The organism is Marivita hallyeonensis (assembly GCF_900129875.1).
GTDB classification, from domain to species: domain Bacteria; phylum Pseudomonadota; class Alphaproteobacteria; order Rhodobacterales; family Rhodobacteraceae; genus Marivita; species Marivita hallyeonensis.
Genome location: NZ_FQXC01000001.1, coordinates 865,006 through 891,591, shown reverse-complemented (window position 1 = coordinate 891,591; position 26,586 = coordinate 865,006). Strand labels below are relative to the sequence as shown.

General features: G+C 61.1%; 24 protein-coding genes and 1 tRNA gene. 12 read left to right on the top strand and 13 right to left on the bottom strand.

Going from position 1 to position 26,586, the window contains the following annotated elements:
- Positions 1 to 52: 52 nt before the first annotated feature.
- The 9 genes from BUA42_RS04500 (at position 53) to BUA42_RS04460 (ending at position 8,095) form a co-directional block, all read left to right on the top strand.
- Positions 53 to 126 (top strand) — tRNA-Cys (locus BUA42_RS04500).
- Positions 127 to 588: 462 nt separating this feature from the next.
- Entirely contained in the window at positions 589 to 813 is a 225-nt protein-coding gene (locus tag BUA42_RS04495; protein WP_072776452.1) for a hypothetical protein, read from the top strand.
- 20 nt (positions 814 to 833) lie between these two features.
- Complete coding sequence (locus tag BUA42_RS04490) at positions 834 to 1,922, top strand: ABC transporter ATP-binding protein (protein WP_072776451.1); 1,089 nt, start codon at positions 834 to 836, stop codon at positions 1,920 to 1,922.
- 10 nt (positions 1,923 to 1,932) lie between these two features.
- Positions 1,933 to 3,021, top strand: a complete 1,089-nt coding sequence (locus tag BUA42_RS04485; RefSeq protein ID WP_072776450.1) for an ABC transporter ATP-binding protein — start codon at positions 1,933 to 1,935, stop codon at positions 3,019 to 3,021.
- On the top strand, positions 3,021 to 3,893 hold the full coding sequence (locus tag BUA42_RS04480; RefSeq protein WP_072776449.1) for a carbohydrate ABC transporter permease: 873 nt from the start codon (positions 3,021 to 3,023) through the stop codon (positions 3,891 to 3,893). The genes BUA42_RS04485 and BUA42_RS04480 overlap by 1 nt, the downstream gene beginning before the upstream one ends.
- Positions 3,893 to 4,786 (top strand): carbohydrate ABC transporter permease, encoded by an 894-nt coding sequence (locus tag BUA42_RS04475; protein WP_072776448.1) that lies wholly within the window; start codon positions 3,893 to 3,895, stop codon positions 4,784 to 4,786. Before BUA42_RS04480 ends, BUA42_RS04475 begins: the two co-directional genes overlap by 1 nt.
- Complete coding sequence (locus BUA42_RS04470) at positions 4,786 to 5,058, top strand: DUF2160 domain-containing protein (protein ID WP_072776447.1); 273 nt, start codon at positions 4,786 to 4,788, stop codon at positions 5,056 to 5,058. Before BUA42_RS04475 ends, BUA42_RS04470 begins: the two co-directional genes overlap by 1 nt.
- A gap of 73 nt (positions 5,059 to 5,131) precedes the next feature.
- On the top strand, positions 5,132 to 6,859 hold the full coding sequence (locus tag BUA42_RS04465; RefSeq protein ID WP_072776446.1) for an ABC transporter substrate-binding protein: 1,728 nt from the start codon (positions 5,132 to 5,134) through the stop codon (positions 6,857 to 6,859).
- Between the two features lie 93 nt (positions 6,860 to 6,952).
- A complete protein-coding gene (locus BUA42_RS04460; protein ID WP_072776445.1) occupies positions 6,953 to 8,095 on the top strand; it encodes an iron-containing alcohol dehydrogenase in 1,143 nt (380 codons plus the stop codon).
- An 84-nt stretch (positions 8,096 to 8,179) separates the two neighbouring features.
- Here BUA42_RS04460 and BUA42_RS04455 read toward each other — a convergent pair whose 3' ends face one another.
- The 8 genes from BUA42_RS04455 to BUA42_RS04420 all read right to left on the bottom strand — a co-directional run bounded on the left by BUA42_RS04455 (position 8,180) and on the right by BUA42_RS04420 (position 19,394).
- Positions 8,180 to 9,070: a YihY/virulence factor BrkB family protein gene (locus BUA42_RS04455; protein ID WP_072776444.1), complete on the bottom strand. Its 891-nt coding sequence runs from the start codon at positions 9,068 to 9,070 to the stop codon at positions 8,180 to 8,182.
- A gap of 96 nt (positions 9,071 to 9,166) precedes the next feature.
- Positions 9,167 to 12,172, bottom strand: a complete 3,006-nt coding sequence (locus BUA42_RS04450) for an alpha-mannosidase (protein WP_218588611.1) — start codon at positions 12,170 to 12,172, stop codon at positions 9,167 to 9,169.
- A gap of 77 nt (positions 12,173 to 12,249) precedes the next feature.
- Positions 12,250 to 13,980: an ABC transporter ATP-binding protein gene (locus BUA42_RS04445; RefSeq protein WP_072776443.1), complete on the bottom strand. Its 1,731-nt coding sequence runs from the start codon at positions 13,978 to 13,980 to the stop codon at positions 12,250 to 12,252.
- A 67-nt stretch (positions 13,981 to 14,047) separates the two neighbouring features.
- The gene (locus BUA42_RS04440) at positions 14,048 to 14,980 is read right to left on the bottom strand and encodes an ABC transporter permease (protein WP_072776442.1); all 933 of its coding nucleotides are present in this window, start codon (positions 14,978 to 14,980) and stop codon (positions 14,048 to 14,050) included.
- A gap of 1 nt (position 14,981) precedes the next feature.
- On the bottom strand, positions 14,982 to 15,992 hold the full coding sequence (locus tag BUA42_RS04435) for an ABC transporter permease (RefSeq protein WP_072776441.1): 1,011 nt from the start codon (positions 15,990 to 15,992) through the stop codon (positions 14,982 to 14,984).
- Positions 15,993 to 16,086: 94 nt separating this feature from the next.
- On the bottom strand, positions 16,087 to 17,823 hold the full coding sequence (locus BUA42_RS04430; RefSeq protein ID WP_072776440.1) for an ABC transporter substrate-binding protein: 1,737 nt from the start codon (positions 17,821 to 17,823) through the stop codon (positions 16,087 to 16,089).
- A gap of 66 nt (positions 17,824 to 17,889) precedes the next feature.
- Complete coding sequence (locus BUA42_RS04425; RefSeq protein WP_072776439.1) at positions 17,890 to 18,570, bottom strand: MBL fold metallo-hydrolase; 681 nt, start codon at positions 18,568 to 18,570, stop codon at positions 17,890 to 17,892.
- Positions 18,570 to 19,394 carry a phytanoyl-CoA dioxygenase family protein gene (locus tag BUA42_RS04420; RefSeq protein ID WP_072776744.1) on the bottom strand — a complete coding sequence of 275 codons (825 nt, stop codon included), beginning with the start codon at positions 19,392 to 19,394 and terminating at the stop codon, positions 18,570 to 18,572. The genes BUA42_RS04425 and BUA42_RS04420 overlap by 1 nt, the downstream gene beginning before the upstream one ends.
- Positions 19,395 to 19,535: 141 nt before the next feature.
- On the opposite strand from BUA42_RS04420, the gene BUA42_RS04415 reads away from it, so the two are divergent.
- Positions 19,536 to 20,396, top strand: coding sequence for an AraC family transcriptional regulator (locus tag BUA42_RS04415; protein ID WP_072776438.1), 861 nt, complete (start codon positions 19,536 to 19,538; stop codon positions 20,394 to 20,396).
- Between the two features lie 64 nt (positions 20,397 to 20,460).
- On the opposite strand, the gene BUA42_RS04410 is transcribed toward BUA42_RS04415, so the two are convergent.
- On the bottom strand, positions 20,461 to 20,883 hold the full coding sequence (locus BUA42_RS04410) for a c-type cytochrome (RefSeq protein ID WP_072776437.1): 423 nt from the start codon (positions 20,881 to 20,883) through the stop codon (positions 20,461 to 20,463).
- A gap of 147 nt (positions 20,884 to 21,030) precedes the next feature.
- On the opposite strand from BUA42_RS04410, the gene BUA42_RS04405 reads away from it, so the two are divergent.
- The gene (locus BUA42_RS04405) at positions 21,031 to 21,465 is read left to right on the top strand and encodes a DMT family transporter (protein WP_072776436.1); all 435 of its coding nucleotides are present in this window, start codon (positions 21,031 to 21,033) and stop codon (positions 21,463 to 21,465) included.
- 22 nt (positions 21,466 to 21,487) lie between these two features.
- Here BUA42_RS04405 and BUA42_RS04400 read toward each other — a convergent pair whose 3' ends face one another.
- From BUA42_RS04400 to BUA42_RS04385, 4 genes are all read right to left on the bottom strand, one after another.
- Positions 21,488 to 22,126: a DUF3047 domain-containing protein gene (locus BUA42_RS04400; RefSeq protein ID WP_072776743.1), complete on the bottom strand. Its 639-nt coding sequence runs from the start codon at positions 22,124 to 22,126 to the stop codon at positions 21,488 to 21,490.
- Between the two features lie 80 nt (positions 22,127 to 22,206).
- The gene (locus BUA42_RS04395) at positions 22,207 to 23,187 is read right to left on the bottom strand and encodes an Ldh family oxidoreductase (RefSeq protein ID WP_072776435.1); all 981 of its coding nucleotides are present in this window, start codon (positions 23,185 to 23,187) and stop codon (positions 22,207 to 22,209) included.
- Between the two features lie 45 nt (positions 23,188 to 23,232).
- Entirely contained in the window at positions 23,233 to 23,916 is a 684-nt protein-coding gene (locus BUA42_RS04390; RefSeq protein WP_072776434.1) for an ABC transporter ATP-binding protein, read from the bottom strand.
- A complete protein-coding gene (locus tag BUA42_RS04385; protein ID WP_072776433.1) occupies positions 23,909 to 25,195 on the bottom strand; it encodes a lipoprotein-releasing ABC transporter permease subunit in 1,287 nt (428 codons plus the stop codon). Before BUA42_RS04385 ends, BUA42_RS04390 begins: the two co-directional genes overlap by 8 nt.
- Before the next feature lie 252 nt (positions 25,196 to 25,447).
- On the opposite strand from BUA42_RS04385, the gene BUA42_RS04380 reads away from it, so the two are divergent.
- Positions 25,448 to 26,554 (top strand): pyridoxal phosphate-dependent aminotransferase, encoded by a 1,107-nt coding sequence (locus BUA42_RS04380; protein ID WP_072776742.1) that lies wholly within the window; start codon positions 25,448 to 25,450, stop codon positions 26,552 to 26,554.
- Positions 26,555 to 26,586: the final 32 nt, after the last annotated feature.

Genomic DNA, 26,586 nt, shown 5'->3' with positions numbered 1-26,586 from the left:
GGCCTTGCGTGGCCTCGGAGGATCATCTAAGTCACTTTTACCACACCGGGGCGGCGAGTTGGCGGAGTGGTGACGCAGCGGATTGCAAATCCGTGTACACCGGTTCGATTCCGGTACTCGCCTCCAATTACGTAAAACCACATGCGAAGCGAGTTCCTGACTTGCAGTAGCCCCGTCCAAGACACTTTCCGATTACGCGAGTGAGCCGTCTACTATTGAGCGTAAATGGGCGTCTCAGTTGAGCGCTTGTGACTCTCGAACTGGCTAAACAAATCTTCCAATCCGAATGACGGACGACGCGGGACGCGACGGGGTTGAGCAGGCTCCCAGATATCGGGGGAGTGTGCGCCTACGTCGATGGGGTCAGAAATCGAGAGGTTAGCTGCCGAACTTGAAGGGCCAGTCGCCAGGCCTCCAGCAAAATCCAGGGATCGGGTTGTGCCGGTAACTTCGAATCGCAGCTCGGATTTTCGTTTTCTTTCGGAATCCTGGATCCAGCCCAAAATTTTCGCGTATCACCGCGTAATCCCATAGCTCTCCATCAAAAGCGAAAGAAATTGAAGGCATCCCTTTGACAAACGAAAAGATGTGCGCAAGGTTGCTGGCGAGGGAGGATTGGGTTTATGCCCGAATGCCAGTTTACAGGAAATCCATTACTGCCGCGTGGCGAACTGCTTTGCGGCGCTTCATTGGTGGGCGAAGATCTGCCGGTTGATGCACACAGCAGGCGCCGACTGCGAGACTGAAGACGGCAAGGTCGCGTACAACAAGAAAAAAGACGAAGACGGGCTGACGCTGCGCAGATGGCGATGACCCGCTAGGGAGAGAAGCGTATGGGATTGGAACTCAGGGGCGTGTCGAAGACTGTCGATGGTGCGACGCATATTTATCCGACCGACCTGACGCTCGAAAGCGGCACAATGAACGTGCTGCTGGGACCAACCCTGTCCGGCAAGACCTCTTTGATGCGTTTGATGGCGGGTCTGGACGTGCCTGCCACTGGCAACGTGATCTGGAACGGTGAGGACGTCACCGGAATGCGGGTTCAGGACCGCGGTGTCGCCATGGTCTACCAGCAATTCATCAACTACCCGTCGATGAGTGTCTACGACAATATCGCCTCGCCGATGCGGCTGCTGGGCATGTCCGCGTCCGAGATCGATGCCGCGGTCAAAAAGACGGCGGACCTCATGAAATTGTCGCCCTTGCTGGACCGCAAGCCACTCGAGTTGTCCGGCGGTCAACAGCAACGCTGCGCGTTGGCGCGCGCGCTGGTGAAAAACGCCGGACTGGTCCTGTTGGATGAACCGCTCGCGAACCTCGACTACAAACTGCGCGAGGAATTGCGGGTCGAGATCCCGAAGATTTTCGAGGAGTCGGGATCGATCTTCGTCTACGCCACGACAGAACCGGAAGAAGCGCTGCTTCTCGGCGGCAATACCGCGACACTGTGGGAAGGCCGGGTGACCCAATTCGGGCCCACGCCAGAGGTCTACCGGCAGCCAAAGGACGCGACGACGGCACGGGTTTTTTCCGATCCGCCGATGAACTTTCTGGAAATCGCGAAGGCCGGCACGAAGCTTATGTTTGGCGACGGGCAAAGCGCCGAAGTCTCGGGTCGCCTCGCGGCGCTTGAGGACGGGCGTTACGTCGCCGGGTTCCGGCCAAACCACCTCGAGATTGACCAGCATACCGATGCCGCGCTGAAATTCACCTGCACGGTTGCCGTGACCGAAATCACCGGATCGGAGACCTTCATTCACCTCGACCACCACGGAGACCGGTGGGTGGGCCTCGTCCACGGCGTGCGCGATCTGCGACTTGGCTCCGAGATCACGGTCTATCTCGACCCATCGCATGTCTACACCTTCACCGAGGATGGCTCGCTTGCAGCGGCCGCCTCTTACGCGCTCGCGGCCTGAGGAGTAGACCATGGCCAAGATCACGCTTTCGAACCTTGCGCATTCCTACTTCCCGAAGCCGACATCGGAGGAAGACTGGGCGCTGAAAGAAATGAACCACGTCTGGAACGACGGGGAGGCCTACGCGCTGCTCGGCGCGTCCGGGTGCGGAAAGTCCACCCTGCTCAACATCATCTCCGGATTGCTTGAACCGTCCGAAGGGCAGATCCTGTTCGGGGATACTGACGTCACCCACATGACCACGACGGAACGCAACATCGCGCAGGTGTTCCAGTTTCCGGTGGTGTACGACACGATGACCGTGCGCGAGAACCTTGCGTTCCCGCTCAAAAATCGCGGCGCGCCGGCGGATTACATTCGTCAACGTGTCCAGACGATCGGACAGATGATCGGGATGGAAGTCGAACTTGACCACCGCGCGCGCGGTCTTACTGCCGACGCAAAGCAAAAAATCTCGCTCGGTCGCGGTATGGTTCGGGAAGACGTCAATGCGATCCTGTTCGATGAGCCTTTGACGGTTATCGATCCTCACATGAAGTGGGCCCTGCGGACGCAGCTGAAGGAGCTGCACCAGCAGTTCGGCCACACGATGATTTATGTGACACATGACCAGACGGAGGCTCTGACTTTTGCCGATAAGGTGGTTGTCATGTACGATGGGCGCGTTGTGCAAATGGGCACTCCGGAAGAGCTATTCGAGACGCCCGAGCACACCTTCGTTGGCTACTTCATCGGCTCGCCGGGCATGAACGTGCTGCGCGCCCGCGTTGAAGGGCGTCGTGCGGCTTTGGACAACGGAGAGATCGGTCTTGCGGGCGCGTACCCGGCACTCGACGGCAAGGTCGAAATCGGCGTGCGCCCCGAATTCGTAAGATTGACCGATGCGCCCGATGGACTGCCCGTGAATGTGCGGCGCGTTGAAGATGTCGGGCGGCACAAGATCGTGCGTGCGGATTACTTCGGAAGCCCGATCAACGTGATCGTGCCCGAAGGACATGAGATCGGCGCCGACATGACCCGCGTCTTGTTCGATCCGGCGCATGTGAATGTCTACCAGAATGACTGGCGCGTTGCGCCGACAGGTCAGGAGGCCGCGTGATGGAAAAGACCGTCAATCAGAAAGCCTGGTTTCTTGTCTTGCCGGTTCTCGTGCTGGTGGCGTTTTCGGCGGTGATCCCGCTGATGACCGTCGTCAACTATTCGGTGCAGGACAGCTTCGGCAACAACCAGTTCTTTTGGGCGGGCCTCACCTGGTTCGAGGAGCTTCTCGAAGATGACCGGATGTGGGGCGCTCTTCAGCGGCAGCTGATCTTCTCGGGCATCATCCTGGCTATCGAAATCCCGCTGGGCATTCTGGTGGCCCTGTCGATGCCCAAAAAGGGCGTCTGGGTGTCGGTTTGCCTCGTGCTCATGGCCCTGCCGTTGCTGATCCCGTGGAACGTGGTCGGCACCATTTGGCAGGTCTTCGGGCGCGTCGATATCGGCCTGTTGGGCGGGACGCTGGCGGCGTTGGGGATTGACTACAACTACACTCAAGACCCGTTTGACGCGTGGATCACTGTGATCGTCATGGACGTGTGGCACTGGACATCGCTCGTGGCGCTACTGGCGTATGCCGGACTTCAATCCATTCCGCAGGCCTATTATCAGGCAGCCAAGATCGATCAGGCCAGCCGTTGGGCGGTGTTCCGATACATCGAACTCCCAAAGATGGCAGGCGTGTTGCTGATCGCCGTGCTGCTGCGTTTCATGGATAGCTTCATGATCTACACCGAGCCCTTCGTCGTGACCGGCGGTGGCCCCGGCAGTTCGACCACGTTCCTGTCCATTGACCTTGTGAAGATGGCCTTGGGTCAGTTCGACCTTGGTCCGGCTGCGGCGTTCTCGATCATGTATTTCCTTGTGATCCTGCTCATCAGCTGGGTGTTCTACACTGTCATGACGAACCTAGACAAACGGGAGGGCCGCTGATGTCGGATGCCAGCCCAGCCGCGCCCGGAGCGGCCTCGATCCCTGGAAAAGTGACAGCAACACAGGCACGGGCAACCACCGGCAAACGGTTCCGGCCGAGCGGGTCGACCGTGGTGATGGTGCTCTACCTGCTGTTCCTGTTTCTGCCGATCTATTGGCTCATCAACATGAGCTTCAAGACGAATGCCGAGATCGTGTCGTCCTTCACGTTGATCCCGGCCGATCCGACGATCCAGAATTACGTCACGATCTTCACCGATCCGGCGTGGTACATGGGCTACATCAACTCGCTCATCTACGTGATGATCAACACGGTGATCTCTCTTGCAGTGGCGCTGCCGGCGGCCTACGCGTTTTCGCGCTATCATTTCATGGGCGACAAGCACTTGTTCTTCTGGCTGCTGACCAACCGGATGGCGCCACCCGCGGTCTTCGCCTTGCCTTTCTTCCAGCTTTATTCGTCGGTTGGTCTCTTCGACACGCACATTGCGGTCGCTCTGGCGCACTGCCTGTTCAACGTGCCGCTGGCCGTGTGGATCCTCGAAGGCTTCATGCGCGGCGTACCGAAAGAGATCGACGAGACCGCCTATATCGACGGCTATTCCTTCGGGCGGTTCTTCGTGAAGATCTTCATGCCGCTCATCGCGTCGGGCATCGGCGTTGCTGCGTTCTTCTGCTTCATGTTTTCGTGGGTGGAGCTTCTCCTGTCCCGCACCTTGACGGCCGATGATGCAAAACCCATCGCCGCCACGATGAGCCGGACCCAAGGCGCATCGGGCATCGACTGGGGCGTGCTGGCGGCGGCGGGCGTGCTGACAATCATTCCGGGCGCCTTGGTGATCTACTTCGTGCGCAACTACATCGCGAAGGGCTTTGCCCTCGGGAGGGTGTAATGGACTGGATGGCATGGACATGGCCGACGGCGATCTTTTTTCTCGTGATCGCGTCGCTGCTCATCACCTTCACGATCCTTGCGATCAAGTATCCCGAGACGCCGCGCGTCGGTGTGTTGCGGATCGAGACGACGCGGGGGGATCGGCTGTTCATCACGCTGTTGGGATCAGCCTTCATCAATATCGCATGGCTCGGCCTGACCGACCTCGCCCAGTGGTGGGCGCTGGCGGTCTGCGCCGTCTACGCTGTTTTGGTCTTCAGATACGTCTGAGGGCCAGGCAACTCGGGGCAAGAGGTCATCAAAGGCCAAGGCCCATAACAGAAGTCTAAAACGGGAGGACTTTATGCACTTATCACTCAAATCAACCTCGGCGCTGGCCGTGGTGGCGGGGCTGCTGACCTCGCCCGCCTTCGCGGACATGGATGCCGCGATGGAATTCCTCGACAACGAAATCGCGGGCCTGTCGACGCTCACGCGCGAGGAACAGGAAGCCGAGATGCAGTGGTTCGTCGACGCCGCTGCACCGTTCCAGGGCATGGAAATCTCGGTCGTGTCGGAAACGATCACCACGCATGAATACGAAAGCCAGGTTCTTGCCCCGGCCTTCAGCGCGATCACCGGTATCCAGGTCACGCACGACCTGATCGGCGAAGGCGACGTGGTCGAACGTTTGCAGACCCAGATGCAAACGGGTGAGAACATCTATGACGCCTATGTCAACGACTCCGACCTGATCGGCACACATTGGCGGTATCAGCAGGTACGCAACCTGACCGACTGGATGGCAGGCGAAGGCGCGGACGTGACCCTTCCGACGCTGGATCTCGATGACTTCATCGGTCTTCAGTTCACCACTGGTCCGGATGGCAAACTCTACCAGCTGCCCGACCAGCAATTCGCGAACCTTTACTGGTTCCGCTACGACATGTTCACCGATGAAAAGAACATGCAGGATTTCCAGGCAGAGTTTGGCTACGAGCTTGGCGTTCCGGTGAACTGGTCGGCGTATGAAGATATTGCCGAGTTCTTCACGGGCCGCGACCTGAGCCATATGGGGATCGAAGGCGATATCTACGGCAACATGGACTACGGCAAGAAAGACCCGTCACTTGGCTGGCGCTACACCGACGCATGGATGTCGATGGCTGGTATGGGAGACGTGGGTGAACCGAACGGCCTGCCGGTCGATGAATGGGGCATCCGCGTCAATGAAAACTCGCAGCCGGTTGGCTCCTGTGTGGCACGCGGTGGCGCGACCAACTCACCAGCCGCCGTTTACGCGGTGAACAAGGCGATCGAGTGGCTGCAGAAGTACTCGCCGCCGACAGCTGCAGGCATGACCTTCTCCGAGGCCGGTCCGGTCCCGGCGCAAGGTCAGATCGCGCAACAGATGTTCTGGTACACCGCCTTTACCGCCGACATGGTCGGTGACGGTGCCGCCGCCGTTCTGAATGAAGACGGCACGCCGAAGTGGCGTATGGCGCCGTCTCCGCACGGGTCGTACTGGAAAGAAGGCCAGAAGGTCGGCTACCAGGACGCAGGTTCGTGGACACTGATGCAGTCGACACCCGAGGATCGTGCCAAAGCCGCATGGCTTTACGCGCAGTTCGTCACGTCGAAGACCGTCGATCTGAAGAAGTCGGACGTCGGCCTGACCTTCATCCGCGAGTCCACCATCAACTCCGATCACTTCACCGAACGCGCGCCGCGCCTGGGTGGTCTGATCGAATTCTACCGCTCGCCAGCCCGTGTGGCCTGGTCGCCGACAGGCACCAATGTCCCGGACTACCCGCGTCTGGCGCAGCTCTGGTGGCAGAACATCGGTGATGCGATGTCCGGTCAGAAGACCGCTCAGGAAGCGCTTGATGCCCTCTGTGAAGCGCAGGAAGCGGTGCTCGAACGGCTTGAGCGCGCGGGCGTTCAGGGCGACATCGGTCCGGTCATGAACGAAGAGCGCGACGCAGAATACTGGTTTGCGCAGCCGGGTGCTCCGTTCCCGAAACTCGAGAACGAGGACGAACAGCCGATCACCGTCTCCTATGACGAACTGATCCAGAGCTGGCAGCAGTAAGCTGCCGATCCGTCGCTCCTTGCGACGGGTTCGACATCGGGGGGCGGCGCACAGCCGCCCCTTCTCGTTTATCCCGGTGGAAACGCAACGCCGATGAACTTCGTATTCGCCACAGCAGCAGACATCCGATTTGGCCGGGGATCGGCCAAAGACACCGCCGAGGCCGCCGCAAGGATCTCGGGTCGCGCGCTTGTCGTACACGGTCGCAACCCGCTCCGGGCGAACTGGTTGCTAGAAGACCTGCACCAACTGAATGTCACGGCTACGGGATTTCCCTGTGCCGGCGAGCCGGATCTCGAAACCGTCGAAAAGGCAGTGACCTTCGCCCGTGACCTGCAGCCGGGTGTCGTCATCGGGCTTGGTGGCGGGTCGGTCATTGATCTTGCCAAAGCTGTTGCGGCTCTGACACCAGCGCGCCGCGCCACAACGGCTTTCCTCGAAGTGGTCGGGGAGGCGTTGCCGCTGGACGCGGAGCCACTTCCCCTCATCGCCCTGCCCACGACCGCCGGAACCGGCGCCGAGGTGACCAAAAACGCCGTCATCGGAGTGCCATCGCATCGCCGCAAGGTCAGTCTGCGCGACATTCGCATGATTCCGAACATTGCCATTGTCGATCCCGCACTGACCGACGGCGCGCCTGCATCTGTCACATTCGCCAGCGGGTTCGACGCGATCACGCAGGTCATCGAGAGCTACGTGAGCGTGAATGCATCGCCCCTCACCGACGCTCTTTGCCGCGACGCGATTCCGCGTGGCCTCAGAGCGCTTATGCGTCTGTCTTTGGGCGAGGATGCTGCGGCAAGAGACGACATGGCATTCACCAGCCTCGTCAGTGGGATCGCACTCGCCAATGCAGGTTTGGGCGCAGTCCACGGCTTGGCCGGTGTCATCGGCGGCCAAACCGGCGCAGCTCACGGCGAGATCTGCGCGACGCTCCTGCCGCACGTTCTGGCCTACAATGCCTCGAACGCGCCGACGGGCAGCGTCTCCGCGGGCAAACACGAGATGATCTTCCGCCACATATCGGAGGTCCTGAAAGTCGCCCCCGAAGAGGCACCTCACGCCCTGAACGCGCAAATCGCGGCCCTTGGCATCCGCAACCTCGCTAAGATGGGCGTGACGCCAAGCAATGTCAGCGACATTGCCGCCGCCGCCAAAACCACCTCATCGTCCAAAAACAACCCGGTCCCGCCAGACATGGTCGACTTCGAAGCCATTCTCCGTGCGGCACTTTGAGGTGACAATTTTATGCGCCGCTACAACTGGACTCGCTGATCGTCGAAAGGCGACTGCCACCTAGGCCTCAAAAAGAGTTCGGGGCTATTCTGCATTTGGAGCCTGAATTTTCGCTACCTTCGCGTCTTGCACCGCTTCTATCTCAACATCGAAAAGCGCTCCGATGAGCACGATGAAGGAGGACAGCCAGAGCCATGTCAGCAGGATGATGACACCGCCCAGTGCACCGAAGGTTTCGTTGTAGGATCCGAAGGATTGCACATAGCTGCTGAAGCCGTAGCTGCCCGCGACCCAGAGAGCGCAGGCGATCAAGGCGCCCGGCGTCAGCCAGCGGCTCTTGCGGTAGCGGCCTGCCGGGCCGAGGCGGTAGAGAAGCGCGATGCCGAAAACGCCCATGAAGAACAGAACGGGCCAGCGTAGAAAGAGGACCAGGTCGTCGAGATAGCCCGAAGACCGGAAAATCGCCGCGATCACGGGGATCGCAGCGACCAATACGATGGCAAGGATGAGGCCAACGATGACAAGAAGGGTGAGCAACAGCGTCAGCGCTTTGACCGCGAAGAAGCCACGGGTCTCGGTCTGGGCATGGATGACGTTCAATCCGGTGATGAAGTTCGCAACCGCGCGGGACGCGGAATAGAGGGCCAGCGCCACGGCAAAGATGGCGGCAAAGCTGAGGGTGGAGTTGTCGGTGCCAGCGACCGCCTGCAACTGCCCCATGACGATGCTTTCCGCGGCGTCTGGCAGCATGCCAGTTATCTGCGCGCTGTTTTCGACCAGCATTTCGGGCTGGATGAATACACCAGCCAACGCCACCGCCGCTGTGATGCCCGGAAACAGGGACAGAAGGCCATAAAACGCAATTCCAGCTGCGATCAGGCCGAGGTTCATGGCCGATTGCTTCTGCCACAGACGCCATATCGTACCAGCCGCGGCCAACGGGGACACGCCAGCGCGTGCGCGGTTTCGGAACATTGCAGACCTGTCCTTTCGGATACCGACAAAGCGGACCAGCGGGGACAGAGTCAAGTTTTTGGGGCATGGTTCCGGGCACGGCACGCGCCACGGCCGTTACGTGCGCACGCGTAAGGTCACGATTTCGAAGGGTGCCACGTCGAAGACCACTGAATTGCCGTCCTGAGCAATGGGCTTATTCGCGGGTCGACCCAAAAGGTCCGTGGCCCCGATCGCAGCAGGTGCATGGGCGAACTCCAGCCGCGCCGACTGGCTGGCCCCGCGCGCCTCGAACAGCCGAATGTCGTATCCGGTTCTATCCTCCAGAGGCACGAGGGTCTCGATGATCACACCCGCCGTCACGCAGGCGACAAAGGGCGTTGTTTCCGGCAAGTCAGCCTCTCTGCGTGGCTGCGTGACACGCAGTGGCAGATTCAAATCATAGGCTGCGTGATCAAGAACAGATCGTGCATGAGCGTCATACGGCAGCAGGGCGTATGTGAAGCGGTGTTCGCCCTGATCCGCCTTGGGATCCGGCGAAGTCGCGCATTTGATGAGCGTCAGCCGGACCATGTTGCGGTGGATGTCGTAGCCGTATTTGCAGTCATTCAGCAGGGCCACCGCGCGTGAACCATCGCTCACCTGGGCCCATTTCTGGGCTGGCACCTCGAAGCGAGCCGCATCGAAGGCCGTGTCGCGCGAGGTCGCGCGTTCGATTACGCCCCACTGGATATCGAACAGCGCTTTCGGCGCGGCAATCGCAACAGGGAAAGCCGCTTTCAGCAATGTGTGTGTTTCGTGCCAGTCCGCCACCGTGTCAAAGTCGATCCGCCGCGACCCGGCTGTGAGGCGGATGGTCTGGCTCACCGTGCTCTGGCGCCAGCGGTGCGTCACGCGCACGGCCACGCGGATCGGACCCGGTTCGACAATGTCGATTTCGGTTGAGCTGTCGATCAGATCCTGCCGGTCCTCGATATGCGGATCGATATCCCAGGCGTCCCAGCAGATGGGACGATCCTCGAACACCTGAAGCTGATTGCCGAGCTTGCCCTGCGCGAGCACCTCGCGTCCTGTGGCGCGATCGATGATGCTGGCGATCTGCCCGTTGGGCAGGATTTCGAGCCGAAGGGCCTCGTTCTCCAGCACGACATACCCATCGCGTTGATGCGCGCGGGCTGGGTGGTCGGGCAGTGTCGCGGCAGACAGCGGCGTCGCGGAATAGGCAGGCAAGTCCGGCATCCAGTGCAGCATGCCCGTTTCCGTCACCTGCCCGGGTGCGTCGGACACGTCATCGCTTTCCACGACCCGTAAACCGGTGGTGGGGCTGGTGTTCAGGACAACGGGTTCCGGCCCGGACAAAGCTTTGGCCGCCACCTGTGCCGCGTCTTCTGCGGCGCTGAAAATGGCGTGGAAATCCCGTTTGGAGTCCTCGTACACCGCGCCGATCGAGGTGCCGGTGACGATGTCATGGAATTGGTTGAGACAGAGCAGTTTCCAGGCATGGGTCAGATTCGGGGCTGTTCCAGCCATCACCGCCAAAGCTTCGGCCTCGTGCAAGGCAGCCTCGGCCTTGCGGTTGGCTCGCTTGATCCAGGCCTGAGAGGTAAAGACGCCGCGGTGGCCTTCCATGTAATGCTCACCTGTCCAGACAGGGAGATTGTCCTTCTTGGCTGCTATCGCCTCCATCGACGCGCGAACGGTGCTCATCTTCAAGCGCGGCATTCCCGGCATGGCGGCATAGGCGTGTGCTTTCGCCAGCAGGTCCTCCGTCGGCCCGCCGCCGCCATCGCCGTAACCGTAACAGATCGGCAGGTCATCGCGGTGATCGCCAGTTGCGTGGGTGACAGTACCCATCACCTCGGCAGCGCTCAGATCGCTTTTGTAGTTGGTCGGGAACGGCAGGTATTGCACTTCGCGCGGGGTGGTCAGGATGTGCGCCATGACCCGGCTTCCGTCGATCCCTTCCCAGACATGGCTCGACCAGGGAACGCGATTGATCTGGTTCCAGTTCAGCTTGTTGGTGACAAACCAGTCCAGTCCCGCCTGCCGCATCAATTGGGGGATTTGTCCGGGAAACCCGAACGTATCCGGCAGCCAGAGCACCGGCGTTTCAACATCGCCGAAGGTCTTCTGAAAGTAGGTGCGGCCCAACTGCAACTGGCGTACCAGCGCTTCGCCGCCTGAGATGTTGAGGTCCGGCTCCACCCACATCCCGCCCATCACTTCCCAGCGACCCTCGGCAACCCGCGTCTTGATCCGCTCGAATAGAGCGGGGTAGTCACGCGCCGTCATCTCATACAGCGCAGGCTGCGAATGGCTGAACAGGAATTCCGGATCCCGGTCCATCAGGCGCAGCACGTTGGAGTAGGTCCGCGCGTTCTTCAGGCGGATTTGATCGACCGTCCAAAGATACGCGATATCCATATGCGCATGACCGATGCCGTGCAGAGTGACATCCATAGGCGCGCCCGCATCCTCGATCCCTTCGCGCAAAAGGCGTAAGGCTTCCGGCATCGAGGCGTAGAAGGCCTCTCCCATCGGATCGCGCGTATCCAAAGCCTGAAACGCCGTATCGAGCGCGTCGAGAAGACCCGGCGCCTCGGCGGTGTGCAGGCCCAGATGACCCAGCGTGTCGAACGCTGCCCGCGCCAGTCGCAGAAATGCCACCGTGTGCGGACAGCGCTCCACCAAGGCGGGCCGGCCCATGTAAAGCTTGGCTTTGGCATCCGGATCGGGCGGCCAACCCGCAAGACCGGTCCAGCCATGCAACGAGATCAGGTGTTCTTTGCCGTCCGCGACCTTGGGGTACAGCGGAATGGTGTGGTGGTACCGGTCGGCCGACGCAATCGGCGCGTGGTCGATGTGCACAAGAGATTCCGGGTGATTAAAGATGTCGCCCAGCACACCCAAAGGAAGGTGCAACGCGATCTGGGAGGCATCCCAATCCGCCGGCACGGTGAAGTGGCTGTGCATGACAAAGTTCATATCCGCATGGCCCCAATAGCTGTCATGCGGAACCTCGTACGCGCCGTCTGGATCATGCACGCGGAGCGCATCGACGCGTGGGCCGGGCAATGGGACAACCTGAAACGGCGGCAAAGGCAGCTTGCGCCGATGGACCATCGGTTCAATCAGTTTGAGCCGCGCGCCGATTTTATCCTTGGTCAGCCGCCATTGATGGTGGGTCGCAATCAAAGGCGTCACCCGGCGACCAGATCGAACCCCGGGACCGCACCGCGAAACACCATGTCGGCGCGACGTGCAGCGGCCTCCTTCGCCTCCGGGTCCCATTCGCCCCCGGTATGGCCCCAGGACCGGTGCAAATCCGGCCACGGGATGGAGTCGATCAAAAGCTGTGTATAGGGGTGCTGCGGATCACCGATGACCTCTTTCGGCGGTCCTGCTTCGACCACGTGGCCCTTGTAAAGGACCATGACGAAATCGCTCACGTGATACGCCGTTGCCAGATCGTGGGTGATGTAGAGGATCGAGATCCCGTACTTGTCCTTCAGATCGTAGATGTTCGACAGGATCGACGCGCGCAGACTGGCGTCCACCATCGACACAGGCTCATCCGCGATCAGCAGCTTGGGCGACAACATCAAGGCCCGCGCCACGATCAGACGTTGCCGCTGCCCACCCGACAGCTGGTGCGGGTAGCGGGACAGCACCAGATCGGGATCAAGACCCACAGCGGCACAGGCCTCTTCCATGGCTTGCTGTGTATGCGCTTCGGACTTTGCGAGGCCGAACCGCTTGAAAGGAAATTTCAGCGCATGATTGACCCGGTAGAACGGGTTGAAGCAGGCATAGGGGTCCTGAAACACCGCCTGCACATTCTTGCGGAATGCAAGGCTTTGGGCCGCCGACATGTTGTAGACGTCCTGCCCTTCGTAAAGGACTTTCCCTTGTGAGGGCTCGTTGAAGCCCAGCATGATCGACCCCATCGTCGATTTGCCTGACCCCGATTGCCCGACGATGGAGATGATCTGCGGCGTGTCGCCCTGTAGGGTGAAGGACAGCGGATGCAACGCTGTCACATCGCCGTAGTCCTTGCGCACGGTGTCGAAGCGCAAGAGCGGCTCGGTGCTGTCACGTTTCGGGGCGTCTGCCTGGCGTTCGGGGTTGAGGAAACTCTCTCCACCAACCAGAGGAACCGACGAAATGAGGTCCTGTGTGTAGGGATGTTCCGGAGCTTCGAGGATTTGCTGAACCGTGCCGTGTTCGACCAGTTCCCCGTCCTTGAGCACGGCAAGCTCATCGACCGATTGCGCCATCAGCCCCATGTCGTGACCGATCAGGATCAAACCCGATCCGATCTTCGCCTGAATATCCTTGAGGGTCTGCATCACCTGCCGCTGAGTGACCACGTCGAGCGCGCTGGTCGGTTCGTCGGCGATGATCAGGTCCGGGTTCAGAATGATCCCCATCGCGATGCAGACACGCTGCTTCATGCCTCCGGACAGTTCGTGCGGATACAGCTGCGCCGTGTGGTGCGGCAAGCCAACCGAGGCCAGTGCCTCGTCGGACCGGCGCTTCAATTCAGCCTCTACGACATGACCCTCATGGGCAATGATGCCATCCCACAACTGTGGTTCGATCCGCATCACCGGGTTGAGCGAGTTCATCGCACCCTGCGGGATGTAGGCGATGCGGCTAAGCCGGGTCTGACGCATCTCCTCTTCCGACAGTGCCAGCACGTCGATCCCCGCCAGATCAATCGTTCCGGAGGACACGCGACCCGGCTCCGCCAGCATCTGCATGATTGCTAGCGCCGTGGTGGTTTTGCCGGACCCGCTTTCCCCGATGAACCCGACGCGGCGACCTTTCTGGATGGTCAGATCCAGATGTTTGACGGCCTTCACGAGACCTTTCGGCGTCGGGAATTCGATCGACAGGTCCCTGAGCGTGAGAACGGGTTTGTCCGTCATGTCCGACCTCCAGTCCTGTCGCGAAGGCGCATCCCAGCTCTGCGGACCACCGGGTGCAACGCGCAAGTCATGACAACTTCCTCAGCCGCGGATTGGAAACCTCGTCCAAACCAAGGTTAATCAAGAGCAATCCGATGAACATCACCGCCAGCAACAGCGTCGGGATTCCCCACCACCACCACAAGTTCTGGATCAGCGCGCCCGCGTTGATCGCTTCGTAAATCGTGCGTCCCAACGTCGGAATACGCTGCGGACCAAGGCCCAGAACCTCCAATCCAACTGCAGTGACGATGGAGGTCGTCACCGACGCGATGAACGACCCGAAAAGATACGGCACGAGGTTCGGCAGCATCTCGCGGAACATGATGTGGCCGGTCGAAGCCCCCGAGAGCTGCGCCATCTGCACATAGCCGGACTGCTTCATCGACAGAACCTGCGCACGGATGAGCCGCGTCGGCGACTGCCAGACAAACCCGGCGATCAAGAGCGCCATCATGGTCAGGGTCACGTCCCCGAAGGCAGACTGGAACACCACGAGTATCAGAAGCGGTGGGATCGTGATCATGACATCCGCCAGCACCCGGATCGTATCGTCCGTCCGTCCACCGAGGAACCCCGCCGAGAACCCCAGGAAGATCCCGATCGACATCCCGATCAGCGAGGCCAGCAACCCAACGAAAAGCGTATTCGGTGCGCCGATGATGATGAGCGCCAGCAAGTCGCGCCCTCCTCCGTCGGTGCCGAGCGGATAGTCCCATATCCCCTCCTGCCGTCGCAGGTTCTCAAAGCCAACGGGTGGCAGTTTCAGCGGTGCCGAGCCGGTGAAGACCAGCTCCGGATCCCACAGAACCCGCCCGATCAGGCCCAGCGCGATGATTCCCAAAAGCAGTCCGACGCCCCAAAGAAGCTTCGGATTCATCCACGGATTGTCGAACCGTCTGATCCGCTTCGCCTGCCGCTTTTCGGCGCGGGTCATCGGCACATGGTCTTGACTGGTCATCTCAATGCGCCTCGTGCCGGATGCGGGGGTCGATGAACGGGTAGAGCAGATCCACAAGGAACACGCTCAGCGCGGTCATCAGAATGATCACGTAGCTGACGCCCTGAATGACCGGGAAATCCTGGTTGAGGATCGCGTCGTAAAGCAGCTTACCCATCCCGTTATAGGCAAAGATGCGTTCCACCAGCACCTGCCCCGCGATCAGCAATCCGACTTTCAATGCAAACGCCGTGATCTGCGGCAGGATCGCGTTACGGATCATGTAGCGGTATAGGATGTAGCGCGGGCGCAGCCCCTTGGCCTCGGCCAGTTTCACGTAATCCTCGCCCTGCACCGTGATCATCAGCCCACGCATGCCCAGCGCCCAGAAGCCGAAAGTCACGATGACGATGGACAGCGCGGGTAGAAACCCATGGTGGATCACCGATTGGATGAACGCCCAGTTCCACCCCGGCTCCACAAAGATCGAATAGGCCCCGGTCAGCGGAAACCACTGAAGCTTGGCCGCGAAGATCCACATCAGCAACAGCCCCGACAGGATCGGCGGAATCGAGGTGAACACCATTGCTGCGGGAATGGCGACCTTCACCAGTTTCGGGGATCGTTCCCACACCATCAGCGCGCCCAGCAGATTGCCGATGAAAAACGTGATGATCAAAGACAGGATCATCAGGCCAAGTGTCCAGGGCAAGGCATTCAGGATCAGCGTGGAAACGGGCGTTGGGAACGCCGCCGTCGAAAGACCGAAATCAAAGACCAGAGCTCCAGCCAGGTACTTGACGTACTGCACGATCAAAGGCTGATCGATGCCCATCTGCGTTCGAAGCTGCGCGAGGATTTCCTCGGAATTGGCAACGGCCCCAGCACCGGCGGCCATCCGGCCCAGCGCGATCTCGGCCGGATCGATTGGCGACAGGCGCGGGATGATCCAGATGATCGTTGCGGCGATCAGGATCGTCAGAACCAACGTGACGACGCGATTGATCAGATAGTCGCGAGGGATGCGTCCCATGGGCAAGACCTCCGGGCGTATAGGTCGGACGCACGACACCCGCGCGTCCGACACGTATTAACCTGCGCACGCATGCGCGCAGCGATCACCGAATTCACTGAGCCTTTTCAAGGTTGTGAATGATCTGATGCGTGTGCCCCCACCAGAAGAACGGTGAGTTGTAGTAGTTGTCCGCCGTTGGCCAACCGGTCCAGTATGTCGTGTTCATCGGCAAGAGCTTGGCCGCCTGCACCAGAGGGATGAAGGGCATCTCGGCATCAAGGTGCTGGTACGCCTCTGCCACCAGACCCGGTACCGCCTCATCGCCAAGCGCGCGGCCCGAGATCTCGTCCACGATGGCGGAGTACGCCTCTGCCGCTGCGCCGTCCCAGCGCGCGGTGTTGTTGAAGCCCGGGCTGCGTTCGCCGACCGGCACCACATCCTTCACCGTGTAACGGCCCATCGAAGCCCAGGGCTCGTTCACCGATCCACAGCTCAGCCAGCTATAGGACATCTCGTAGGCGCCAAAAGGCAGCACCTCGCCCCAGAACACACCGTTCTCCACCGGCACCGCGCGGGCGTCGATCCCGGCACGCTGAAGCTGCTCTACGATGACATCGATGGTGCGCGTGTATTCTGTCGACGCCGAGTTGACATGGATGTTTACCGACAGGGTCTCACCATCCTTGGTGTAATAATCCCCATCCCGCGTCCAGCCTTCGGCCTCGATAAGCGCCTGCCCGGCCTCGACATCTGAACGAGCAGGCAGGCCATAGCCTGCATCCACCACTGCGTTGATGAACGGATCCATCGAGCCATACTGCGCAAACATCGTCTGGCTGGCCTCGGTTGTGCCTTCATACGCGATGTTCACGATCTGCGACCGGTCGATGATGTGGGCCACGGCCTTGCGCATGTTCGCGTTGTCCCAAGGTGCGATAGTTGTGTTGATCTCCAACTGGCGCGCGCAGGGATCAGCCGCCGCAAACGGATAATCGTCGTACCACGCGATCACATTCGGGTTTTGCGCTTGAATGGCCTCAAACGTGCCGATGGTCACGTTCTGCGCCGCATCGAGCTGGTTCGACACCATGAGCTGCGCCCGGCTTTCCTCACCTCCGGATTCCAGGAAGATCACCCGAGCGGGCTCCGGCATGTCCATGAAGCCGGTGTCGGCCCCCCACCAGCTGTCGCGCTTGTCCCAGATCATCCGGTTCGTCGCGCCCGAACTGTATTCGTAGGGCCCCGTACCAATCGGTGGGAAGAAGGTAAACGTCGCCGGGTCTTCGCCCGCCCAGACATGTTCCGGCATGATGAGGAAGCTGTTGGCAATCCGTACACCGAAATTCTCGACGACGAAGCGGGGGTTGGGTGCGTTCAGGGTGAACCGGACCGTCAGATCGTCCACCTTCTCCACGCTGGCCACCTGCCCGCGCAACGCCGCCGCTTCGCGTGCCGAAAGCTCGTCATTTTCAAGCGCAACGCCTACCGTGTAAACCACGTCATCGGCATTGAATGCCTCGCCATCCGACCAGGTCACACCCTCGCGCAGCGTGAGTGTCCATTCGGTGAACTCATCGTTGCTTTCGGCGCCGGTCGCGAGCCAAGGCTCAAGCTCACCCGTGCCGTAGTTCAGGATAAAGAGCGGCTCCCACATGGTCTGGTGCGCGCCAGAGATGCGCTTCACGCCGGAATTGTCGGTGAACCAGTTGAAATTCTCAGGGTCTTGAATGGTGCGGTCGAGGTCAAAAATGACCGTGTCCTCGCGCGCCACGTCCTGCGCCAAGGCCATGCCACTGGCGGCGGCAAAGGCGATAACCGACGCGGCAGCGCGCAAAATGGGTGTTCTCATGATCTTCCTCCGTGTTGTGGGGTCGTTGCCCCGTAATGACGCGGTCAGACGCCGCTGGCTCGCCCGCTACCGGACGTAATCCATCACCAGAACGCGGGTGCGCCCGGGAAGGGTATCTTGTGTGATCTCCGCAGTGGGACCAAATGAAAAATCGATGTCTTCGTCTTTGAAATGGCTCAGGAAACTCTCGATCCACATCGTATTGCGGGGTCGGTAGGTCAGTGTCCGGAAATGCATCGGGATCACCAGCTTAGGCTTCACGCGATGGACCATCTCCATGAGATCAGGCAGTTCGATTGTCAGATACCCGCCCGCCAGCGCGAACAGCACATCCACGTCTTCGAAGAAGGCCTGCTGCGCCTCGGTCAATGGGTTACCCACATCCCCCATATGCGCAAATTTGATGCCGTCGAGCGTGAACCGGTACATCCCGTTCTGACCCGGCACTTCGTGTTCCGGATGGTGATCCCATTCCGCCGCCTCGATAGCGGTGATCTCGACACCATGCGCTGTCTGCGACCCGCCACTCTGGGCCACCGTGAGCGCATTCACAACCGTAGGATTGCCCGAAATCAGGTCTGCCCGGCAATGTGCCGAGTCGTCGTCAGATGAGATGATCACCATATCCGCCGGATCGGTGATCGGCGCATAACCGACACCTTCGGGAGTGTAGGGATCAGTGATGATGCGAGGCCCGCTTTCCGGATCCAGACCAAACGCCGCGTGCCCGTACCACGTGATCCGCATCAGTTGTTCCCCACCACATGCGGGCTGCGGGTCTTGGTGATGTCGTCATTGTCGGGTCGCGGATGCGTCGTCCACGCGCCCGCAGATCCCCGGCACAGGATCGCTTCGACGCCGCGGGCCCAGACCGGATCGGTGATCTCGACCTCTGGCGGGCAGTAGCGCAGGGTCAGGCCACATCTGCGGCGATCGCTTCTATTCGGCAACGACCCGTGCACCAGCATGTCCGCATGCATCGAAAACTGCCCGGCTTTCAGGACGTTGGTGAACGGCTCTCCCATCTCCTCGGCTCTGGCAGTTTCCTTGTGAAAGACGTTTCCGTCCCCCGTTGCCTGCATTGCCAGCGCACCCTTGTCATGCGTCCCGGGAATGAACCGCATCGCAGAATTGGCCCCATCGGCATCGTCAATCGCCAGCCACACCGTCACCGTGCGCGCCGGCGACAGCGACCAGAACCCGGCATCCTGATGCCAGGGCACAGCTTTCGGATCATGCGGCGCTTTCGACAGGATGGCCGATGCCCAGCACAGGATGTTCGGCCCGACCAGATCTTCGACATGGTCCAGAATGCGCGCATCGGTGGCGATGTCGTATAATCCCGACAGCCGGGCCTGATAGCAGTTGATCCCGTACGCGCCGTCCGGCCCCATATCGGCCATCAACCCGTCGATATAGGATCGAATGTCGACCATCTCGGTTTCGGAAAACGCGTCAAAGGGTTGCACGAACCCCAGCGCATTATACTGCGCGATCTGCTCTGCGCTCAGCCGTTTGGGCTGCGCGGTGTCGACCGGCTGGAACCGCAGGTCCACATCCGAATCAAGCATGATGGTCGTCCTCCCTGTTTCAAACGCTAGGCGCCGCTGCACGCGTATGCAGCGCTTGGCATTGATATTTTCTTGTACAATTTTGATATTTGCGCTCAGCTGCGCCGCAATCCTTTGCGAGAATTGGCCAAGCCCCGCGCGATGCAGTCCGAAACCTTCCACCTCGACAGCTACATCGCGGCCAGCGAGGCGTTTCACTACGCGCGCAAGAACCTCGCCCGGCGCTTTCCGCAAAAGGCGCATGACCATGATTTCTACGAGGTCTTCCTGATCGTCGACGGCCGCACCGCGCACTGGATCAACGGTGTGACGCAAATGCTAGAGCCGGGCCAGCTTGTCTTCATGCGCCCCGCCGACACGCACGCCTTCCGCGCTGACCGCCTGCAGGGGTGCGAGATCATCAACATCATGTTCCGCACCGAAAGCGCCGATCACCTGATCAAGCGCTATAGCGATACGCTCGCCGGCCGATTCTTCGCGTCAAAATCCGACATCCCGGAATTGCACACGCTCGGCCCCACCCGCTTTAAGCGCGCCCTCAATGTCGCGAGCCAATTGCAGACCGCAGACCGCAGTCTTGCCAGGATCGAGGAGTTCCTGCTCACCCTGACAAACCGCGTTGCCGTGCCCGAAACCCGTGCGGTGCGCACCGCGCCGCGCTGGTTTTCGGCAGCCTGCAATGCCGCGCAACATCCCGAGGTCTTCCGCGACGGCGCGGCCGGGTTCATCGCCGCGGCGGGGCGCAGTCACGAACATGTCTGCCGTACCTGCAAAGACGTGCTGGGGGTGACACCCACCGACTACATCAACCGAATCCGCATCGACCATGCAGCCCAGCTTTTGCGCACCGAGGACAGTTCCATCGAGGCCATTGCCGCCACCTGCGGATTTCAGAACACCAGCTATTTCTACCGTCTGTTCGAACGCGCCTACCAAACCACGCCAAGGCGCTACCGCACCGAGCACCAGCGCGACCCGTTCGACGCATCGGACGCGCCCTGATCTTCTCCGGTTCTCAAATATCCCGGGGGAGCGCCAACGGCGCGGGGGCGGAGCCCCTCAACATCTACTCCGCGACCTGAATGCTCTCGATATACTCCAGGAGCGCCACCAGTTTGCGCGGCGTCGGCGTCATCACGCCGTCCCCGGTATCAAGCGGGACAAGATCCCCCCGGAACAGATCGCCGAACATCGGCATGCTGGGTCCGGTTGTGCCACCCTGCGCGTATCCATCAATTTTCGACAGGATCTGCGCGACCGGAAAGTCGCCGCCGTTGCGCGCCGCGATGAGCGTCAGATCGGCTGGTTCGGGGTCCATTTCGGCTGCCATCGGACCATTGCCCGTGCCATCGGCCGCGTGACAGACTGCGCAGTAGGTCATGTAAAGCGCTTGCCCGTCGCTGGCCTCCGGCATGTCCTCAGAGGCGCAGGCCCCGACAAATGAAACGGCGACGGCGGCCAGACCAAGGCTGAAACGGAATGCGGGCATTTTGGCCTCCTTGCTCGATGCGCGCAGAGTGCCTGTCTTTTCCGCAACGCGCAACCGCAGCGGATGCCACCGCGGTACGGTTCACGGATGACAAGCCCGTCCCATGCGCGCATTGTTGCCGGGAGGTAGAATACAGGGACATCGACCATGCCAGTTTACGCGATCACCATGCTTGCCGCAGGCATCGGCATTCCCCTGCTGGCCGCGCTGAACGCCGCTTTGGGCGTCCGGCTTGGGTCACCGGCGGCGGCTGCCATGATCCTATTCTGCGTCGCTTTATCAGCCACGACCCTCGTGACCCTGATTACCGGACCACGCGCCTTGGCAGGCGTGCCGCTGGCGCCAAAACACCTGATGCTGGCGGGACTGCTGGTGGCGTTCTACGTGCTCTCCATCACATATGTCGCACCGCATTTCGGCGTCGGCAATGCGGTGTTCTTTGTGCTTCTCGGTCAGTTGATCTCAGCCGCGTTGATCGATCATTTCGGCCTTTTCGGTGCACGGATCAGTCCGCTGAGCCTGACCCGCGCCACAGGCATTGCCGTCATGGCCTTGGGCGTCTGGATCACCCAGCGCGCTTGACCGTGATGTCGACACCGCGCGCTCAGTTCACCTGCAAGCCAGAGATCGACGCACGAATTCGGCTGTTGGTGTCGTCGCTGTCGCCGGACAGTGCGATCCCAACCAATGCAGCGCTGCCGCCGAATGCATTGGCGTAATCCCGTGCCAGATCCACGTTTTCGCTCTCACTGCCGGTGCCGGACCCGCGCAGGACAATCGTCCTCCCGCGATTGCCCAGATACGGGCTGCTCAGCACAGCACCCCGGTTGTGCGCGCCGCCCCAGACATAGACGAGCACTCGGGCGGAGTTGTTCGTCAACAGGCGCCGCACACTGGCCCCGCGAAGGCTTTCGGCCTCTGACTGGGGCAGGAAAACGAAATACAGCGCGAGGTTGCGGTCGTCGCCGCCCTTGTTGCGGAGGTCAGTTGCAGGAACCCCTTCATCCACCCGCCACGACCACCGCGCCGACGTGGCATCCCAGAACGACGTGTCCAACTGGCGATACGCCAGCGACACAGACCCGTCAGAGGCCACCGAAACCGAATTGCCGTTGAACCCGTATGTGTTCGACGAAAAGAGCGAAAACTTCTGCGTTTTCCACGACCCGTCGAACGAGACCGGCGCGGCCAACACCGGCAGGGAAAAAGCGCAGGTCAGAAAAGCTGCCAACAGGGAACGCATGAACATACCTCGCATGTATTGCAGGGTGTTCTAGCAAATCGCGCGCCTCGCACGCATCAAACGTTCGCGTGAACCATGTGTCACCGTCCAGCCAGCGCGAGCGTTGCCTGCCACAACGCATCCGGGACCTCGACAGTGTCCAAGAGTTCCTTGCCCTGCCCCGGCAGGCGCGCGCCGTCGTCCTGTGAGACAGCCTCGGCCAAGCCAGATACCATGTCGTGGAAGTCGGGGCGGATACCGGGATCGATCAGGAAAAAGCTGTGCCCCAGGTCGTGCGGATCACCCTCCGGCGCCTTGAGCGGTTTGACGTCCCGGCTTGCCGTCCCACCGGCGAGCCCTGCCGCAAGGACCTCCACCATCAGACCAAGCCCCCAGCCCTTGTAGCCACCCACGCTGCAAAGTGACCCTGTCAAAGCCGCGTCGGGGTCAGTAGTCGGACGCCCTTCGGCATCTACCGCCCAGCCCTCGGGGATCGGTTCGCCCGCCGCCTTCGCCATGGTGATCCGCCCAAGTGCCACGGTGGTCGTCGACTGGTCAAAAATCATCGCAACGCCGCCCGCCCCATCCGGGACCGCGAAAGACATCGGGTTCGTGCCAAGCACCCGTGTCTTGCCCCCCGGCGGCGCAACGATCGGGGAGGCGTTGGTGACGCCAAGACCAATCAAACCTTTGCGCGCGATGGCTTCAGTGAACCAGCCCAGCGCAGTGCAGGTATGTGCGTGGCGGACCAGAAGGCTGGCCAGACCGCAAGACTGCGCGCCTTGCACCGCATTACCAAGCGCATCGCGGAACGCAGGCTGTGCAAAGCCGTAGCCTGCGTCGACCTCAATCACGGCCGGTCTGACCTTGTTGACCTCGGGCGTGACTGTCCCGTTCACCCGGCCTGAACCCAACTGCTGGCAATAGCTTTCCAGGTAATACAGACCGCAAATCCGATTGCTGCGCGCTTCGGCCCAGCGCACCGCGTCAGCCATCGTATCGGCAACGATGTGCGATGCGCCATGCGCCAGCAAAGCCGCGCGCGTCACATCTTCAATCTCGGAAATGCGGATCTCGGCCATTGTCGTCCTCCCCTTCAAATGCGTGGCGTGTTGGCTTTGCTGCCGTCACGCGACGGTCAGGACACCCTGATCCAAACGGAGCTGACGGTCCATACGGCCCGCGAGCTCAAGATTGTGCGTCGCGATCAAGGCCGCAAGACCGGTCTCCCGGACCAGACGTAGAAGCGACGCGAACACGGTCTCCGCCGTTTCTGGATCGAGGTTACCCGTCGGTTCGTCCGCCAGTAGAACGGCTGGCCCGTTGGCCAGCGCACGGCAGAGTGCAACGCGCTGCTGTTCACCTCCCGAGAGCTCTGCAGGACGGTGACCCGCACGGTGCGCGACCCCGACGGCATCCAGAAGCGCAAGTGCCTGCGCATCCGCCTCCCTGCGCGCTTTCCCAGCCGCCAGCTGCGGCAGCACCACGTTTTCCAAAGCGCTGAACTCGGGCAGCAAATGATGGAACTGGTAGACGAACCCCACACTGTCACGGCGGACCGCGGTCCGAACACGGTCCGATTGCGCACTGACAGCCTCACCCGAGATCTCCACCGATCCTGCGTCGGGCGTGTCCAGAAGACCCGCGATGTGTAGCAGAGTCGATTTCCCGGCGCCCGAGGGTGCCACAAGCGCCACGATCTCTCCCGGAGCAAGGTTGAGGTCCACGCCGCGCAGGACTTCAACCACGCCGGGGGTACCGAGGTTGTAGGCCTTGGTGATCCCGCTCAGCCTCAGCGCCACATCACTCATAGCGCAACGCCTCAACAGGGTTCATCCGTGCCGCCCGCCGAGCGGGGAAATAGGTGACGATGAAGCTCAGACCCAACGACAGCGCCACGGCGCTCAGCACGTCGCCCAGTCGCAGCTGAGCCGGAAGCTCGTAGATGCCGCGCACGGCCGGGTCCCAGACCCCGCCGCCTGCGACGTAATTCACAAACGAAAAGATCGGATCGATATAGAGCGCGAAAAGACAGCCGAACACGACGCCTGCCGCTGTACCGATCAGCCCGGTGAACGCCCCGCAGATGAAGAACACCCTCAGCACCGCGCCTTCGGTCAGCCCCACGGTTCGCAAAATGCCGATGTCGCGCCCCTTGTTCTTCACCAGCATGATGAGGCCCGACACGATATTCATCGCAGCGATCAAAACGAGGATCGAAAGGATGATGAACATCACATTGTCCTCGATCTCGAGCGCCCGAAGAAACCCGCCGCTGGCATCCTGCCACGTCCAGACCAGCGCGCGCGATCCGGCGGCTGTGACGATGGGCAGGGTGATCTCTCCGACACGCTCAGGCTCGGTCACCATGACCTCGATTTCGTCCGCGACGCCCTCCCGGTTGAAGTAGAGCTGTGCCTCGTCGAACGGCATGTAGACCCGCGTGCGGTCGATGTCATACCGCCCGGCAGTAAACACGTAGACAATCTCATAGGCCTTGACGCGCGGGCTTGTGCCGAAGGCCGTGCGCACGCCATCGGGCGAGATCAATCGCACCTTGTCGCCCAGAGCCACCCCGAGTTCGCGCGCGACCCCAGACCCAAGCGCGATGCCCTCGCTGAACCGCGACAGATCTCCTTGGGCAGTTTCGGGATTGGCCACGCGCGGTACCGTGGCGAGATCGTCCTGAGAGATGCCAAACACCTCGACGCCCGCGTTGCGCCCGTTGGCCGTGGCCATCACCTGCCCCTTCACAAGCGGCGCCGCACGTGTGACGCCCGGTACGGCGGCCACTGCCTCTGAGATGGCGTCATACTCTGCGATGGTACGCGTGAGACGCCCAAATTCATCCTGCTCGGCACTGTAGTAGACGGTCACATGAGCATTCGCGCCCAGGATCGTATCGACGAACTCCGCCCGAAACCCGGACCGCACAGCCAATGTGGCGATAAGGGCGAAGACGGCGAGTGTGATCCCGATGAGGCTGATCCACGTCATGACACTGACCCCGCCTTCGGCCCGCCGCGCGCGCAGGTAGCGCCACGCGATCATCCACTCGAACGGGGCAAACGGGGCTGGGGTTTGGGCCATACCGGTCTCTTTTCTGCTCTTTCGGATAAGTGGCGGCTTGTCTCGGGAGGGTCAAGCACTGGCTGACGCTTGAACACTAGAGGCAACATCGCTTGCAGAGACGGATGCGTGGCCCCTGCGACGAGATGCACCCCACCATGTGCACATTGCCTTAACCGGTCAGCAGCAGGTTGCATGGGCGGGGCCCAAGAATTTTCGTACGAAAATTCTTGGGCGCTTGTCGGACGCGCGCGCAGACGGCATAGACAGGGCATGACCGGACCGCGCTTCACCAAACTTGTCGAAACCCTGCCCTCGACCGTGCCGTTCGTCGGCCCCGAAGTGCAGGAGCGCCAGCGCGGCGCGCCGTTTGACGCACGGCTCGGGGCCAATGAAAGCGTCTTTGGGCCGTCGCCCTTCGCCGTGGCGGCGATGCAGGATGCCACGACCGAGTGCTGGCAATACGCCGATCCCACCAACCATGACCTGATTTCAGCCCTTTCCGCACGGCTTTCCACGACCCATGCACACATCATCGTCGGCGAAGGCATCGACGGATTGCTCGGGTATCTCGTGCGCATGCTGGTCGCGCCGGGCGATCCCGTCGTCACGTCCGACGGCGCATATCCCACATTCAACTACCACGTGGCGGGCTTTGGTGGTGTGCTGCACAAGGTCCCCTACAAGGACGATCATGAAAACGTCGATGCCCTGATGGAAATGGCGCGGTCAGTCGAGGCGAAGCTGGTCTATCTTGCCAACCCGGACAATCCCATGGGCAGTTGGCACAGCGGGTCTGTCATCGAAAAGGCGCTGGATGCCCTGCCCGATGGAACGCTTCTGATCCTGGACGAAGCCTATATCGAATTCGCCCCGCACGGGACCGCGCCCGAAATTGACCCCGATGATCCCCGCGTCATCCGCCTGCGCACTTTCTCGAAGGCGCACGGAATGGCCGGTGCGCGCGTCGGCTACGGCATTGGCGCGCCGGAACTGATCAAAAGCTTCGACAAGGTCCGCAACCATTTCGGGATGTCCCGCATCGCGCAAGCCGGCGCGCTGGCGGCGCTCGAAGATGACGCGTGGCTCGAAGAGGTGGTCGAGCTTGTCGCCGAGGCCCGCAATCGGATCGGCGCGATCGCACGCGCGAACGGGCTAACCCCCCTGCCCTCAGCGACCAACTTCGTGGCCATTGATTGCGGGGAGGACGGGGCGTTTGCCAAGCGCGTTCTTGATGGTCTGATCGCCGAAGGTGTTTTCGTACGGATGCCTTTTGTTGCCCCCGGAAACCGCGCCATCCGTGTGAGTGCGGGCCGACCCGTTGACCTCGATATCTTTGAGAAAGCGCTGCCAAAGGCACTCGCAGCGGCGCGGAAATAGTCACTGCACCGCATCTTCACGAAAAGTTTTGG